The sequence below is a fragment of the Catenulispora yoronensis genome (genome assembly GCF_039531695.1).
Lineage (GTDB): Bacteria > Actinomycetota > Actinomycetes > Streptomycetales > Catenulisporaceae > Catenulispora > Catenulispora yoronensis.
Window position 1 is genome coordinate 115,653 of sequence record NZ_BAAAQN010000028.1, and the last position, 15,168, is coordinate 130,820.

The 15,168-nt window shown below is 74.9% G+C and carries 2 protein-coding genes and 1 pseudogene; all 3 read left to right on the forward strand.

Annotated elements, in window-relative coordinates:
* Window position 1 precedes the first annotated feature (1 nt).
* Window positions 2-5,485 (forward strand): annotated as a pseudogene (locus ABD481_RS23070) (type I polyketide synthase); the annotation flags it as partial.
* A gap of 115 nt (window positions 5,486-5,600) precedes the next feature.
* Window positions 5,601-10,667: a type I polyketide synthase gene (locus ABD481_RS23075; protein ID WP_344667815.1), complete on the forward strand. Its 5,067-nt coding sequence runs from the start codon at window positions 5,601-5,603 to the stop codon at window positions 10,665-10,667.
* A 7-nt stretch (window positions 10,668-10,674) separates the two neighbouring features.
* The coding region (locus tag ABD481_RS23080) for a type I polyketide synthase (RefSeq protein ID WP_344667816.1) at window positions 10,675-15,168 on the forward strand (4,494 nt) is incomplete at its 3' end.

The window sequence follows — 15,168 nt, forward strand, 5'->3', positions numbered from 1 at the left end:
GGCGACCGAGGACAAGCTCCGCGAGTACCTGAAGCGAGCCACCGTCGACCTCACCGACGCCCGCCGCCGGCTGGCCGAGGCCGAGGCGGGGCGGCACGAGCCGATCGCCATCGTGGGCATGGCCTGCCGGTTCCCCGGCGGGGTCGTGTCGCCGGAGGACCTGTGGCAGGTGGTGTCCGAGCGGGTGGACGCGATCGGCCCGTTCCCCACCGACCGGGGCTGGGACCTGGAAGGGCTCTACGACCCCGACCCCGACGCGCTCGGCAAGTCCTACACCAAGCACGGCGGCTTCCTCTACGACGCCGGCGAGTTCGACGCCGGCTTCTTCGAGATGAGCCCGCGCGCCGCGCTGGCCACCGACCCGCAGCACCGGCTGTTCCTGGAGGCCACCTGGGAGGCCTTCGAACGCTCCGGCATCGACCCGTCGACGCTGCGCGGCAGCCGCACCGGGGTGTTCGCCGGGATCATGTACAACGACTACGCGCTGCGCTACAACGGCCAGGCCCCGCCCGGCCTGGAGGGCGTCGTCATGGTGTCCAACGCGCAGAGCGTCATGTCCGGCCGCGTCGCCTACACCTTCGGCCTGGAAGGGCCGGCCGTCTCCCTGGACACCGCCTGCTCCTCCTCGCTGGTGACCATCCACCTGGCGGTCCAGGCCCTGCGCAACGGTGAGTGCGACCTGGCCGTGGCCGGCGCCGCGACCGTGCTGGCCACGCCCGACGCCTATGTCGAGTTCTGCCGCCAGCACGCGCTGTCCCCGGACGGCCACTGCCGCGCGTTCTCCGCCGACGCCGCCGGGGCCGCCTGGTCCGAGGGCGTCGGGGTCCTGACCCTGGAGCGGCTCTCCGACGCGCAGCGCAACGGCCGCCGGATCCTGGCGGTGGTCCGCGGCTCGGCGGTGAACCAGGACGGCCGCAGCAACGGCATGACCGCGCCCAACGGCCCGGCCCAGGAACGCGTGATCCGCGCCGCGCTGGCCGACGCCGGCCTGGAGCCCGCCGACGTCGACGTCGTCGAGGCCCACGGCACCGGCACCCAGCTGGGCGACCCGATCGAGGCCCACGCGCTGATCGCCACCTACGGCCGCAACCGCCCCGCCGACCACCCGCTGTGGCTGGGCTCGGTGAAGTCGAACTTCGGCCACACCCAGGCCGCCGCCGGCGTCGCCGGCGTGATCAAGATGGTGATGGCCATGCGGCACGGCGTGCTGCCGGCGACGCTGCACGCCGACGAGCCCAGCCCGCACGTGGACTGGTCGGCCGGCTCGGTCAGCCTGCTGACCCAGGCCCGGCCCTGGGAGCGGCGCGGCCGGGCCTTGCGCGCCGGCGTCTCCTCGTTCGGGATCAGCGGCACCAACGCCCACGTCATCGTGGAGGAGAGCTCTGATGCCCGGCCCGCGGCCGACGGCGCCGAGCCGGACAACCACGAGCCCCGCGCCGCGGAGCACCCGATCCCGTTCGCGTGGGTCATCAGCGCGCACCGGAGCGGCTCGCTGAAGGAGCAGGCCCGGCGGCTGCGCGGCCACGTCGTCCAGGACGCGACGCTGCACCCCGCCGACGTCGCGCGGTCCCTGGCCTGCGGCCGGTCGAAGTTCACCCACCGCGCGGTGGTCCTCGGCCAGGACCGCGCGGCGCTGCTGGCCGGCCTTGAGGCGCTCGCCGACGGCACGGCGGCGGCCGAGGTGCGCCAGGGCGTGGGCCGCGACGCCCCGAAGCTGGCGTTCCTGTTCACCGGCCAGGGCGGTCAGCGGCTGGGCATGGGCCGCGACCTGGCCCGGGTGTTCCCGGTGTTCGCCGAGGCGCTGGACGAGGTCTGCGCCGAGCTCGACAAGCACCTGGAGCGGCCGCTGCGCGAGGTCATGTGGGCCGACCCGGACGGCCCCGAGGCCGCGCTGCTGAACCAGACCTCGTTCACCCAGCCCGCGCTGTTCGCGTTCGAGGTGGCCGCCTTCCGGCTGCTGGCCTCGCTGGGCATCCGGCCCGACCACGTGGCCGGGCACTCCGTCGGCGAGTACGCCGCCGCGCACGTCGCCGGCATCTGGTCGCTGGCCGACGCCGCCCGCCTGATCACCGCGCGCGGCGCGCTGATGCAGGCGCTGGACGCGCCGGGCGCGATGGTCGCGATCGAGGCCACGCCCGAGGAGCTGGCGCCGACGCTGGCCGGGCTGGAGGACCGGGTCGGCATCGCCGCGATCAACGGGCCGACCAGCGTCGTGGTCTCCGGCGACGAGCAGACCTGCCTGGAGATCGAGGAGGTCTGGCGCGGCCTGGGCCGCCGCACCCGCCGCCTGGCGGTCAGCCACGCCTTCCACTCGCCGCTGATGGAGCCGATGCTCGACGAGTTCGCCGCGGTGCTGAAGGAGGTCGCCTTCGCCCAGCCGCGCATCGACCTCGCCACGAACCTCGACAGCGGCCTGAGCTGGATCGACCCCGGCTACTGGGTCGACCAGATCCGCTGCGCGGTGCGGTTCCGCGACACCGTCGCCCGGATCGAGTCCCAGGGCGTGGCCACGTATCTGGAGGTCGGGCCGGACGCGGTGCTGTCGGCGATGGCCGGCCAGTGCGTGACCGCCGCCGACGTGGCCGTGATCGCCATGAGCCGGCGCAAGCAGCCCGAGACCGAGGCCTTCGCCGACGCCCTGGCGCAGGCCTGGATCGCCGGGGTGGCGGTGGACTGGCCGGGGCTGTTCGCCGACGGCGCCGACATCGCCGCCGACCTGCCGGTGTATCCGTTCCAGCGCGAGCGGTTCTGGCTCGGGATGCCGTCGCACGGCACCGACGTCGGCGCGCTCGGGCAGGGTGTCGTCGAGCACGCGCTGCTGGGCGCCGCGGTCGAGATCGGCGACGACGGCGCGCTGGTGCTCACCGGCCGCCTGACCACCGAGACCCACCCCTGGCTGGCCGACCACGTGGTCTCCGGAACGATCGTGGTGCCGGGCACGGCGGTGCTCGACATGGTGCTGGAGGCCGGCGCCCGCGTCGGCTGCCCGGCGGTCGAGGAGCTGATGTTCGAGGCGCCGCTCGTGCTGCCGCCGGACGGCGGCCTGGCCGTCCAGGTGGTGGTCGGCGCCGGCGACGAGGGCGCGGCGCGGACCGTGAAGGTCTACTCCAAGTCCGGCGACGCCGCCTGGGTGCGGGCCGCCTCCGGCGTGGTCGTGCCCGGGGCCGCTGCGGAGATCTGCGACTGGGCCGCCGCGTGGCCGCCCCAAGGTGCCGTGCAGGTCGACGTCGAAACCGGCTACGACGCCATGTCCGCCCTGGGTTACGAATACGGGCCGGGCTTCCGCGGCGTCTCCGCGGTGTGGTCCCGGGGCTCGGAGCTGTTCGCCGAGGCCGTGCTGCCGGAGGGGCTCGACGCGGCCGGGTTCGGCGTGCACCCGGCGCTGCTGGACGCCGCGTTCCACCCGCTGCTGCTCACCGGGGACGCCTCGGAACTGCGGCTGCCGTTCGTCTTCCGCGGGGTCCGGCTGTGCGCCGACGGCGCGACGACGCTGCGCGTGCGGCTCAAGGTGTCCGGCGACGACGTGACCGTCGAGACCGCCGACGGCACCGGCGGCCTGGTCCTGGGCATCGAGTCGCTTCGGGTCCGGACGATCCCGCGCGAGGCGCTGGCCTCGGCGTCCGCGTCCACCGCGCAGGTGCTGTTCGCGGTGGAGTGGACCGCGGTCCCTGGTGGCGCGGGCAGCGACGGCCAGAGCGCCGGTGACACCGAGCAAGACTTCGACGTGGTGCACTGCCTCGGCGGCGAAGGGACGGTCCGGGAACTGACCGACCGGGTCCTGGCCCTGGTGCAGGCCCACGCCACCGGCGAGCGCCGCCTGGTGATCGCGACCAGCGGCGCCGTCGGTCCGCAGGACTCTGATGTCACAGACCTGGCCGGCGCGGCGGTCTGGGGCCTGGTGCGCGCGGCGCAGGCCGAGTACCCCGGACGGTTCCTGCTGGCCGACGTCCCCGACGGCTTCGACGCCTGGGCGTCGGTGGCCGCCGCCGACGAGCCGCAGCTCCTGGTCCGCGGCGGCGCGCTGCTGGCGCCCCGGCTGGTCCGGCGCGACCCGGGCACCGCCGAACTCTCGCATGACTCCGCTTCGCAGTCCGCCGCGGATCCGGCCTCGGAGCCCGCCACCGGCACCGCGCCGGGCCTGGACCCGGACGGCACCGTACTCATCACCGGCGGTACCGGCGGCCTCGGCGCCCTGGTCGCCGAGCACCTGGTCGTCCGCCACCGGGTCCGGCACCTGGTTCTGCTGTCCCGGCGTGGCCCGGACGCCCCGGGCGCCGCCGAGCTCGTGGCCCGGCTGCGCGACCTCGGAGGTTCGGCCGAGGTCCTGGCCTGCGACGTGTCCGACCGCGACGCGCTGGCCGCCGTCGTCCGCGCGATCCCGCCGGACCTGCCGCTGGTCGGCGTCGTCCACACCGCAGGCGTGCTGCGCGACGCGACGATCGAGGGGCTGACGCCCGAGCACTTCGAGACCGTCTTCGGCCCCAAGGTCGACGCCGCCTGGAACCTGCACGAGGTCACCGCCGGCCACCCCCTGTCCCTGTTCATGCTGTTCTCCTCGATCGCCGGCCTGCTCGGCAACCCCGGCCAGGCCAACTACGCCGCCGCCAACACCTACCTCGACGGCCTCGCGGCCCACCGGCGCGCGCGAGGGCTGCCGGCGGTGTCGGTCGCCTGGGGCCTGTGGGACAACGAGTCGAGCATGGCCGGCGGGCTGAACCAGGCCGACGCCGCGCGCATGGCCCGCTCCGGCATCGCGCCGCTGACCGTCGAGCAGGGCATGGACGCCTTCGACCTCGCCCTCGGCTGGCCGGAGGCGACGCTGGCCGCCGCCCGCTGGAACGAGTCGGGACTGCGGGCCCGCGCCGAGAACGGATCGCTGCCTTCTGTGCTGCGCGGCCTGGTCCGGCCTTCGCGCCGGGCCGCGGGCGGTCCGGCGGCGCCCGGCGGCGGCGCGGCGCTGGCCACGCGGCTCGGCGGGATGTCGGAGAAGGACGGCCGGCGGTTCGTGGTCGACCTGGTGCGCGGCCATGTCGCGGCGGTGCTGGCGCATCCCAACGTCGACGCGGTGGACGTCACCAAGGCGTTCAGCGAGCTCGGCTTCGACTCGCTGACGGCCGTGGACCTGCGCAACCGGCTCGACGCCGAAGCCGGTCTGCGCCTGCCCGCGACCCTGGCCTTCGACCATCCGACGGTCTCGGCCCTGGCCGAGCACCTCTACACCACGCTGGCCCCGGCGCCGCCGACCGCGGCGGAGCTGTTGCGCGCGGCGCTGGAGAGCGTGGCCCGCACCCTCTCCGAGGACGAGGAGGACGGCGCGGTCCGCTCCGAGCTGGCCGCGATCCTCCAGAGCACCGCGGCGCGCTGGACGGCGTCGTCCGCCGCCGCCGAGGCCGAGGCCGAGGCCGAACTCGCGCGGTCCGTGGCCGCCAAGGTCGGCGCGGCCTCGGACGAGGAGATCTTCGCCCTCATCGACAACGAACTGTGACCGTCTGCCGCCGATCCGACCGCCGACCCGTCCGCCGGCCCACCTGCCGGCCCGCTCGCCGACCCGACCGCCGCCGATCCGCCTGCCACCGACGCTGCTGAAAGGTTCCGCCCCCATGGCGACCGAGGACCAACTGCGCCAGTACCTCAAACGCGTCACCGTCGAGCTCACCGACGCCCGCCGCCGCCTGGCCGAGGCCGACGACGCCCGGCTGGAGCCGATCGCCGTCATCGGCATGGCCTGCCGCTATCCCGGCGGCGGCTCGGTGGAGGAGTACTGGGACCTGCTGCGCTCCGGCCGCAGCGGCGTCGCCGAGGTGCCCGCCTCGCGATGGGACATCGACGAGTACTACGACCCGGACCGCGGCGCCCGCGGCGCGGTCTACACCCGCTACGGCGCGTTCCTGCCCGACATCGCGGGGTGGGACGCCGAGTTCTTCGGGGCCTCGCCGCAGGAGGCGCTGCGGATGGACCCGCATCAGCGGCTGCTGATGGAGCTGATGTGGGAAGGGCTGGAGAACGCCGGGACCGCGCCCTCGCGGCTGAAGGGCAGCCGGACCGCCGTGGCCGTCGGCTACATGGACACGGTGCAGTACGGCCGGCTGGAGACCGAGCGGCACGGCATGGAGGTCGCCGCCGATCCCTACTTCGGGCAGGGCGTGTCGGCCAGCGTCGTCGCCGGACGGCTGGCCTACCACTACGACCTGCGCGGACCGGCGGTCACGATCGACACGGCCTGCTCCTCCTCGCTGGTCGGGGTGCACCTGGCCACACAGGCGCTGCAACGCGGTGAATGCGACCTGGCGGTGGCCGCCGGGACCTTCCTGATCATCCAGCCCGACACCTACGTCCAGGCCTGCGCCACCTCGATGCTGGCCGCCGACGACCGCTGCAAGACCTTCGACAGCGGCGCCGACGGCTACGTGATGGGGGAGGGCGGCGGGCTCGTCGTCCTGGAGCGGCTGTCCTCCGCAGTGCGCAACGGCCGCCGGATCCGGGCGGTGGTGCGCGGCTCGGCCGTCAACCAGGACGGCCGCAGCAACGGCCTGACCGCGCCGAGCCGCGGCGCGCAGGTCGACGTGATCCGCCGCGCGCTGGCGGTGGCGCACGTGGAACCCGACGAGGTCGGCTACGTCGAGGCGCACGGCACCGGCACCAGACTCGGCGACGCGATCGAGCTCTCGGCCCTGCACGACGTCTTCGGCGGCCGCTCCAAGGACCGGCCGCTGCGGGTCGGCGCGGTGAAGACCAACATCGGGCACACCCAGTCCGCCGCCGGCGTGGCCGGGCTGATCAAGACGGTGCTGGTGCTGGAGAACGGAGTGCTGCCGCCGATGCTGAACCTGGACGAGCCGGCCGGCTCGGTCCCCGAGGACGGCACCATCGAGCCGGTCACGGCCCCGACGGTGTGGCCGGACGAGGGTCGGCGGCGGATCGCCGGGGTGAGCTCCTTCGGCTGGTCGGGGACCAACGCGCACCTGGTGGTGGAGGCGGCCCCGGTCCAGGGATTCGGGGGCGAGAGCGCCGCCGGGAGCACGGCCCTGGTGAGCTCGGCTTCGCCGGCGCAGCTGAGCCCGGCTGGTTCCGGCGACTCGGCGGGCACGGGTTCGGCCGCGGCTGCCGGTCCGACCGCGACCGTCGGCCTTGCCACAGCTACAGCTACAGCGACAACCACAGCTACAGCGACAACCACGGCTACCGGCACCGGCTCGGCCACGGCTGCCGGCCTTGCCACGGCTACCGCGACCACTACGGCTGCTGGTACTGGCTCGGCCGAGGCCACCGGTCTCGCCACCGCTGGGGGTCCGACTCGGAGCTCGATCCCTGACACCGCTCGGGCCTCGGCGGACACCGCTTTGGCAGATACCGCTCCGGGCGCCCATACCCTGCCGATCTCGGCAGCCACCGCCCCGGCCCTGGCCGCGCAGTTCACCACGCTGGCGGCCTGGCTCACCCAGCACTCCGACCTGGACCTCGCCGACATTGCTCACACCCTGGCCGTCGGCCGCTCCGAGCTGGACTACCGCCGGGCCCTGATCTGCACGGACACCGCCGACGCCGTCCGTCGCCTCACCGAGGCGGCAGCCGCCGCGAGCGGCTCGAGCGCCGCGCGTGCTCATGCCCGTCCGACCGTCGCCTTCCTGCTCCCCGGCGTCGGCGACCACTATGCGGGTCTGGGACGCGGTCTCTACCGCACCGAACCGGTCTACGCCGCGGCCGTCGACCGGTGCGTGGCGATCGTCGCAGAGCGCTGCGGTGTCGACCTCGGACCGCTGTTCCTCGCCGAACCCGAGGCGCCGGCACCCGGCGGGTTCCTGGCGGCGGCGCCGGAGCCGGCCGACGACCCGATGCACGAGGCCGAGACCGCGCATCCGTTCCTGTTCACCGTCGAGTACGCCCTGGCCCAGCTCCTCGCGCACCGCGGCATCACGCCCGACGTGCTCGTCGGCTACAGCCTCGGCGAGTACGTCGCGGCGTGCCTGGCCGGGGTCTTCGCCCTCGAAGACGCCCTCCCGGTGGTCGTCGAGCGCGCCCGCATGATCGCCGCCGCGCCGGCCGGCCGGATGCTGGCCGTCGCCGCCGACGAGCAGACCGTGCGGGCGGCCGTCGAGGCCGCCGGGGCCGAGGTGGACATCGCCGCGCTCAACGGGCCGTCGATGACCGTGGTCAGCGGCGACGCCGACGGGATCGAGACGCTGGCCCGGCACCTGCCCGAGGCCGGAATCGCCTCCCGCGCGCTGCGTTCGGCGCACGCGTTCCACTCCACCCTGCTGGAGCCGGCCCGCGAGAAGCTGGCCGCCCTGCTCGCGACGGTGCCGCGGCAGGCCCCGACGACCACCATCATCTCCAACCGCACCGGGCGCACCCTCACCGCCGAGGAGGCGATCTCCGCCGACTACTGGGCCGACCACCTGGTCAGCCCGGTCCGGTTCGCCGACGGCGCGCGCCACTGCGCCGAGCTCGGCGTCGACACCTACGTCGAGCTCGGTGCCGGGCAGACGCTCGGCGGCCTGGTGCGGCAGAACATCCGCGGCGTCGTGCCGCTCAGCGCGAGCAACGGCGCGAGCAGCGGCGCGAGCAGCGGCGCGAGCAGCGGCGCGAGCAGCGGATCCGGTGCCGTCCCCGTCCCAGTCCCCATCCCGACGATCGTCGGCACCCTCCCGGTGCTGTGGCAGTCGGACGAACGCCCCGACGACCGGACCGAGTTGGCCGCCGCGTGCGGCCGCATGTGGGAGAGCGGGGCGCCGGTCGACTGGTCGGTAGTCGGAGCCACAGCCGGAGCCACGGCCGGCGGTGCCGGCACCGATGGCCCGGCCGGGACCGCCGCGCGGATCGTCACGCTGCCGAGCTATCCCTTCCAGCGGACCAGGTTCTGGCCCGAGGGCGAGGCGGCGCCCGCGCGGTCCAGGCCGAAGTCCTCGGCGCCGTCAGACCTCTGCTACGTGCAGTCCTGGCGGCAGGACGCCACGCGCAAGACCTCTGCGACGCTCACCCTGCCCGGCCCGCTGGTGGTCTTCCCCGACGCGAGCGGCCTGGGCGCGGAACTCGCCGCCCTCGCCTCCGCCGCGGGCATCCAGGCCGTCGAGATCGCCCCGGGCACCGGACCCGACGAACTCCGCGAGCTGTTCGCAGGGCTCGAAGGCCCGGTCCACGTCGTCCATCTGGGCGGCAGCTTCACCGAACTGCTCCACATCCTCCAGTCCGGACAGGCGGCCCGCCTGCTCACCGTGACCCGCGGCGCCGCCGAGATCGTCGGCGGCGACGTCACCGACCCGGACCAGGCAGCGACCCACGGCTTGGGACGCGTGGCCCGCTACGAGTACGCCGGGCTGACCTGGCAGGGCGTCGACCTCGACGCCAAGAGCACCGCCGCCGACCTGGTCCGCGAACTGCTCGACGGGCAGCCCGGCACCCTGGCCGGCTGGCGCAACGGCCGCCGGTGGATCCAGGACTGGGCGATCGTGCCCACGCCGGACGCGCCGGACGCCCCGAACACGCCGGACGGCCCGGACGCCGGAGACCCGGACCCGGTGTGGCGCCCCGACGGCGTCTACCTGATCACCGGCGGCACCCGCGGCCTGGGCCTGGGCCTGGCCCGCCACCTGGTGCGCTCCGGCGTCCGCAAGCTCGCCCTGGTGAGCCGCAGCCCGCAGGACGCCGACATCGCGGACCTCGAAGCCGCCGGTGCGCAGGTCCTGCTGCTCGCCGCCGACACCGGCGCCCCGGACCAGCTGCGCAGCGCCCTGAAACAGTGCCGCGAGCGGTTCGGCGCACTGCACGGCGTGGTCCACGCCGCCGGCCGCCCGGCCAGCGGCATGATCCAGCGGCAGACCCCCGAGGAGGCCGAGGCCGTCTTCGCGCCGAAGACCAGGGCGATGGGCCCGTTCATCGAACTGCTCGACTCCGACGATCCGCCCGAGCTGCTCGTCCTGTACTCGTCGGCGATCACCGCGCTCGGCGGCATCGGCGAGGGCGACTACTGCGCCGCCAACACGGTGCTCGACGCCTACGGCGCGGCCCTGTCCGGCTCCGCCCCGGCCACCAGGGTCCTGACCGTCGCCTGGGGCCCGTGGCTGCACGACGACTGGCAGGTCGCGGCCCTGGAGAGCGCCGGCGGCGGCCTGGCCGACAAGGTCCGCGCGCACCGCGAGCGGTACGGCTTCGAGGAGGAGGCCGGCTGCGCCTACCTGGACCGGCTGATCCGCACCGGCCACGGCAGCGTCGTGGCCATGCGGCAGACGATGGAGGAGGCGCTGGCCGAATGGTCGGCGATCCTCGACATCGACTCCCTGGTCGGCATGGTCGCGGCGCGCGGCAGTGCCGAACGCTTCCCCCGGCCCGGACTGCGCACCGAGTTCGCCGCGCCGCGCACCGAGCTGGAGGAGACCGTCGCCGAGATCTGGGGCGCGTTCCTGGGCATCGACCGGGTCGGCGTCCACGACCCCTTCTTCGATCTCGGCGGCAACTCCCTGGTCGGACTGGCGATGGTGCGCGCCGTCGAGACCGAGCTGGGTATCCCCGTGGCCCCGGCCACCCTGTTCGAACACCCGACGGTGGCGGAGTTCGCCGAGGCCCTGGACCGGGTCCGCAGCGGAGCCGGACCCAGCGCCACCGACCTGATCGCGACCAGCGCGGATCGGGGCCAGCGCCGCCGGCGCGCCCGACCCGGAACCCGGAGATGAGACTGCCATGACCGACAACCTCGACCTCGACCCGGGCGCCGAGGCGGCGGGAACCGACATCGCCATCGTCGGCATGTCCGGGCGCTTCCCCGGCTCCGGCAGCATCGCCGAGCTCTGGGAAGCCATCCGCGCCGGACGCTCCGGCGTCACCCGGTTCACCGACGGCGAGCTGCTCGCCGCCGGCGTCCCCCGGGCCCGGCTGGCCGACCCCTCCTACGTCAAGGCCGGCGCCGTCATCGACGGCTACGACCTGTTCGACGCCGGCTTCTTCGGCTACGGCCCGAAGGAGGCGCAGATCCTGGACCCGCAGCAGCGGCTGTTCCTGGAGCACTCCTGGCACGCCCTGGAGGACGCCGGCTGCGACCCGTCGCGCTTCGACGGCGCCATCGGGGTGTTCGGCGGCAGCGCCTTCAGCTCCTACCTGCAGAACAACCTCGGCCCCAGCGGCACCGCCGCCGCCCTCGGCGACATGGTCGTCGGCCTGGCCAACGACAAGGACTCGCTCACCACGCGGGTCGCGCACAACCTGAACCTGACCGGCCCCAGCTACAGCGTGCAGAGCTACTGCTCGACGTCGCTGGTGGCGGTGTGCGCCGCGGCCTCCAGCCTGGCGGCGTTCGAATGCGACCTGGCGCTGGCCGGCGGCGTCAACGTCGCCGTGCCGCAGCGGGTCGGCTACCTGTACCAGCCCGGCGGCATCGCGCCGCCGGACGCCGAGACCCGCGCCTTCGACGCCGCCGGGCTCGGCGCGCCGCTGGGCAGCGGCGTCGGCGTCGTGACGCTGCGCCGCCTGGAGGACGCGCTGGCCGACGGCGACCGCGTCTACGCGGTCATCCGCGGCTGGGCCGTGAACAACGACGGCGGACGCAAGGTCGGCTTCACCGCGCCCGGCGTCCAGGGCCAGGCCGCCGTCATCGCCGAGGCGCTGTCCGCGGCCGGGCTGCTCCCGGCCGACATCGACTACATCGAGGCCCACGGCACCGGCACCGCGCTCGGCGACGCCGCCGAGATCGCCGCGCTGCAACAGGTCTTCCACGGCGAGAACCTGCTCATCGGCTCGGTCAAGACCAACGTCGGGCACCTGGACCGGGCGGCCGGCGTCACCGGTCTGATCAAGACCGCGCTGGCGGTCCGCACCGGCGAGATCCCGCCGACCCGCAACCTCGCCGACCCCAACCCGCAGCTCGCCGCCGGCGGCGCCACCCTGGACGTGGTGACCCGGCTGACCGACTGGCCGGACCGGGACGGCATCCCGCGCCGCGCCGGCGTCAGCGCCTTCGGGATCGGCGGGACGAACGCCCACACCGTGCTCGAACAGGCGCCGGCCGTGGTCCGGCCCGCGCCGGCGCCGCGCACCGAGCTGCTGGTCTGGTCCGGCCGCAGCGCCGCCGCCGCCGACGCGATGACCGCGCGGCTCACCGAGCACCTGGTCTCGCCCGAAGGCACGGCCGACCGGCTCTGCGACGTCGCCCACACCCTCCAGTCCGGGCGGCGGCTGTTCGAGCACCGCCGGATCCTGGTCGCCGCCACCACCGACGACGCCGTCGCCGGGCTGCGCGACGCGCAGGTGCTGGCGCGCGCCGAGACCCGCACCGACCGCGAAGTCGGGTTCCTCATCGCCGGCACCGGCGAGCAGTACCCGGGGATGGCCGCGGACCTGTACACGACCGAGCCGGTGTTCCGCGAGGCGCTGGAGCAGTGCCGCGCGGTGCTGATCGAGCGGCTCGGGGGAGTGGACCCGCTGGCCGAGATGCTGGCCCCGCGCCAGTCCGGCGCGGCCGTCGGGCTCGCCGCGCTGCTCGGCCGCGGCGGATCGGAGGCGGACGGCGGCGCGGCCGCCGCGCCGAGCGCCGGGGAGCAGACCGACCGGCTCCAACCTGCCGTGTTCGCCGTCGAGTACGCCCTGGCCAGGCTGCTGATGAGCTGGGGCGTTCAGCCTTCGGTGATGATCGGCTACAGCCTCGGCGAGTACGTCGCCGCCTGCCTGTCCGGCGTGCTGACCCTGGACGACGCGCTGGCGCTGGTCGTCCGGCGCGCGCAGCTGATCAACGCGCTGCCGGCCGGCTCGATGGCGGCGGTGCCGCTGCCGGTCCGGGAGATCCTGGCCCGCATCGACCGCTCGGGCATCGAGTCCGTGGACGTCGCCGCGGTCAACGGTCGGGAGGTCACGGTCGTCGCGGGGCCGCCGGAGGCGATCGAGCGGTTCACCGCCTTCCTGGCCGCCGACAGCGTTCCGGCCCGGCCGCTGGCCACCAGCCACGCGTTCCATTCGCGGATGCTGGAGCCGATCGAGGCCGAGCTGACCGCGTGGATCGCCGCGAACATCACGCTGTCGGAGCCGCGGATCCCTTACATCTCGGGCGTGACCGGCGCGGTGGCGACCGCCGAGCAGGTCACCGAGCCGGGCTACTGGGCCGAGCACATGTGCCGGCCGGTGCTGTTCGACGAGGGTCTCAAGACCCTGATCGGCAGCGGCGACCTGGCGCTGCTGGAGATCGGCCCCGGGCCCTCGCTCGGAGCGATGGCGCGCGGCCACGAGGACTACCCGCGCGACCGGTGGCCGCTGGTCGTGGCGTCCCTGCCGTCCGCCGCCGACCCGCGTGCGGCCGGCGCTGTGCTCGCCGAGGCCGTCGGGCGGCTGTGGCTGGCCGGCGTCCCCGTCGACTGGGACGGCTACCAGGCCGGTCGGCCGGTGGGCAAGACCGGGCTGCCCGGCTACGCGTTCCAGCGTGAGCGGTACTGGATCGACGCCCCGGCCGAGCAGGACACGGGGGCCCCGGCCGAGCACGTGCAGCTGATGAAACCCGAGTGGATCGGCGAGGCCGGTTCGGGCACCCCGGTGCCGCTCGGACGGTGCCGGGTGCTCGGGGACACGCTCGGACTGGCGCGGGCGCTGACCCGGGCCGGCGCGACAGTGGTCGACGACACCACCGCCGACACCGTGCTCGACCTGCGGCTGCTCGGCGCGAGCGACGGCGACAGTGACAGCGACCGCGACCGGAACGACGACCCGGTGTCCGCGTTCGCGACGCTGGCCGACAAGCTCGGCAGCGGCGGCACCGGCACGACCACCAGGGTCGTCCTGGTCACCCGGGGCGGCCAGGCCGTGCTCGACGACGACCAGCCCGAACCCGGACAGGCCGCCGCCGGCGCGCTGCCGGTGGTCGCCAACCAGGAGTACCTGAACCTGGAGTGCCGCGCGGTCGACCTCGATCCGCGGGGCACCGCGGACGACGCCGCGCAGGCGCTGCTGGCGGAGATCGGCCGGACTTCGGACGACATCCTGGTCGCCTATCGAGGCGGTCGCCGTTATATAAGGACGTTCGCCGCGTTCGCCGCGATCCAGTCCGCTGGTGCGATCCAGCCCGACACCGGCGCCGACGCTGCTGCCGAGGGCGAGGGCACCGACGACGCCGAAGCTCCGGCCGGCGCGATCCGCGCGGGCGGCACCTACCTGATCACCGGCGGCCTCGGCGACGTCGGCCTCCTGATCGGCGAGCACCTCGCCCGCCAAGGAGCGGCCCGCCTGGTCCTGACCAGCCGGTCCGGCCGCCAACCCGAAGCCCTGGCCGCCATCCGCGAACTCGGGGCCGAGATCCTCACCCCGGCGGTCGACGTCACCGACGCCGCCGCGATGCGCGACCTGTTCGCCTCGGTCGGCCGCGTCGACGGCGTCGTCCACGCCGCCGCCCAGACGGCGCAGGACACCTTCCGGCCCCTGCGCTACGCCGACCCCGCCTCGGTGGCGGTCCACTTCGGGGCGAAGGTCGTCGGCGCGCGGGTCCTGGAGACGGTCCTGGCCGAGCTCCCCGAGGACCAGGCCCCCGACTTCTGTGTCCTGTTCTCCTCGACCTCCTCCGTCCTGGGCGGTCTGGCCTTCGGCAGCTACGCCGCCGCCAACGCGGCCCTGGCTGCCATCGGCCGCCGGTCCCACCCCGGCCCGACGCGCTGGAGCGCGGCCTGCTGGGACACCTGGGCCCCGACCCTCGCCCGCCTGGACGGTCCGGTCGGCGCGACCATGACCCGGCACGCGATGACCGAGCAGGAAGCCCTCGACGCCTTCGACCTGGTGGTCGCGGCCGGCCCCGCCGGCCCCGCGGACCCCACGGTCCTCGTCGTCGCCGGCGGCCTGGACGACCGGCTGCCGCGGGTCACCGCCCCCACCGACGACCTCGTCGACCTGCCGCTGCCGACCCCGGCCGGCGAGCGCTTCCCCCGCCCCGAGCTGCCGCAGCCCTACAGCCCGCCGATCACCGACACCGAGCGCGGCCTGGCCGAGGTCTGGTCCGACATCCTCGGCGTCGAACCGGTCGGCACCCGCGACAACTTCTTCGACCTCAGCGGCAACTCCCTGATGGCGTTGCAGATGCTCGCGATGGTCAAACAGCGCTTCGGCGTCACGCTGCCGTCGGTGACCCTGTTCGAGGCGCCGACCGTGAACGCCCTGGCCGCGATGCTCGACGAGATGGGCGCGACCCTGACCGTCGGCGCGCCGGCCGCC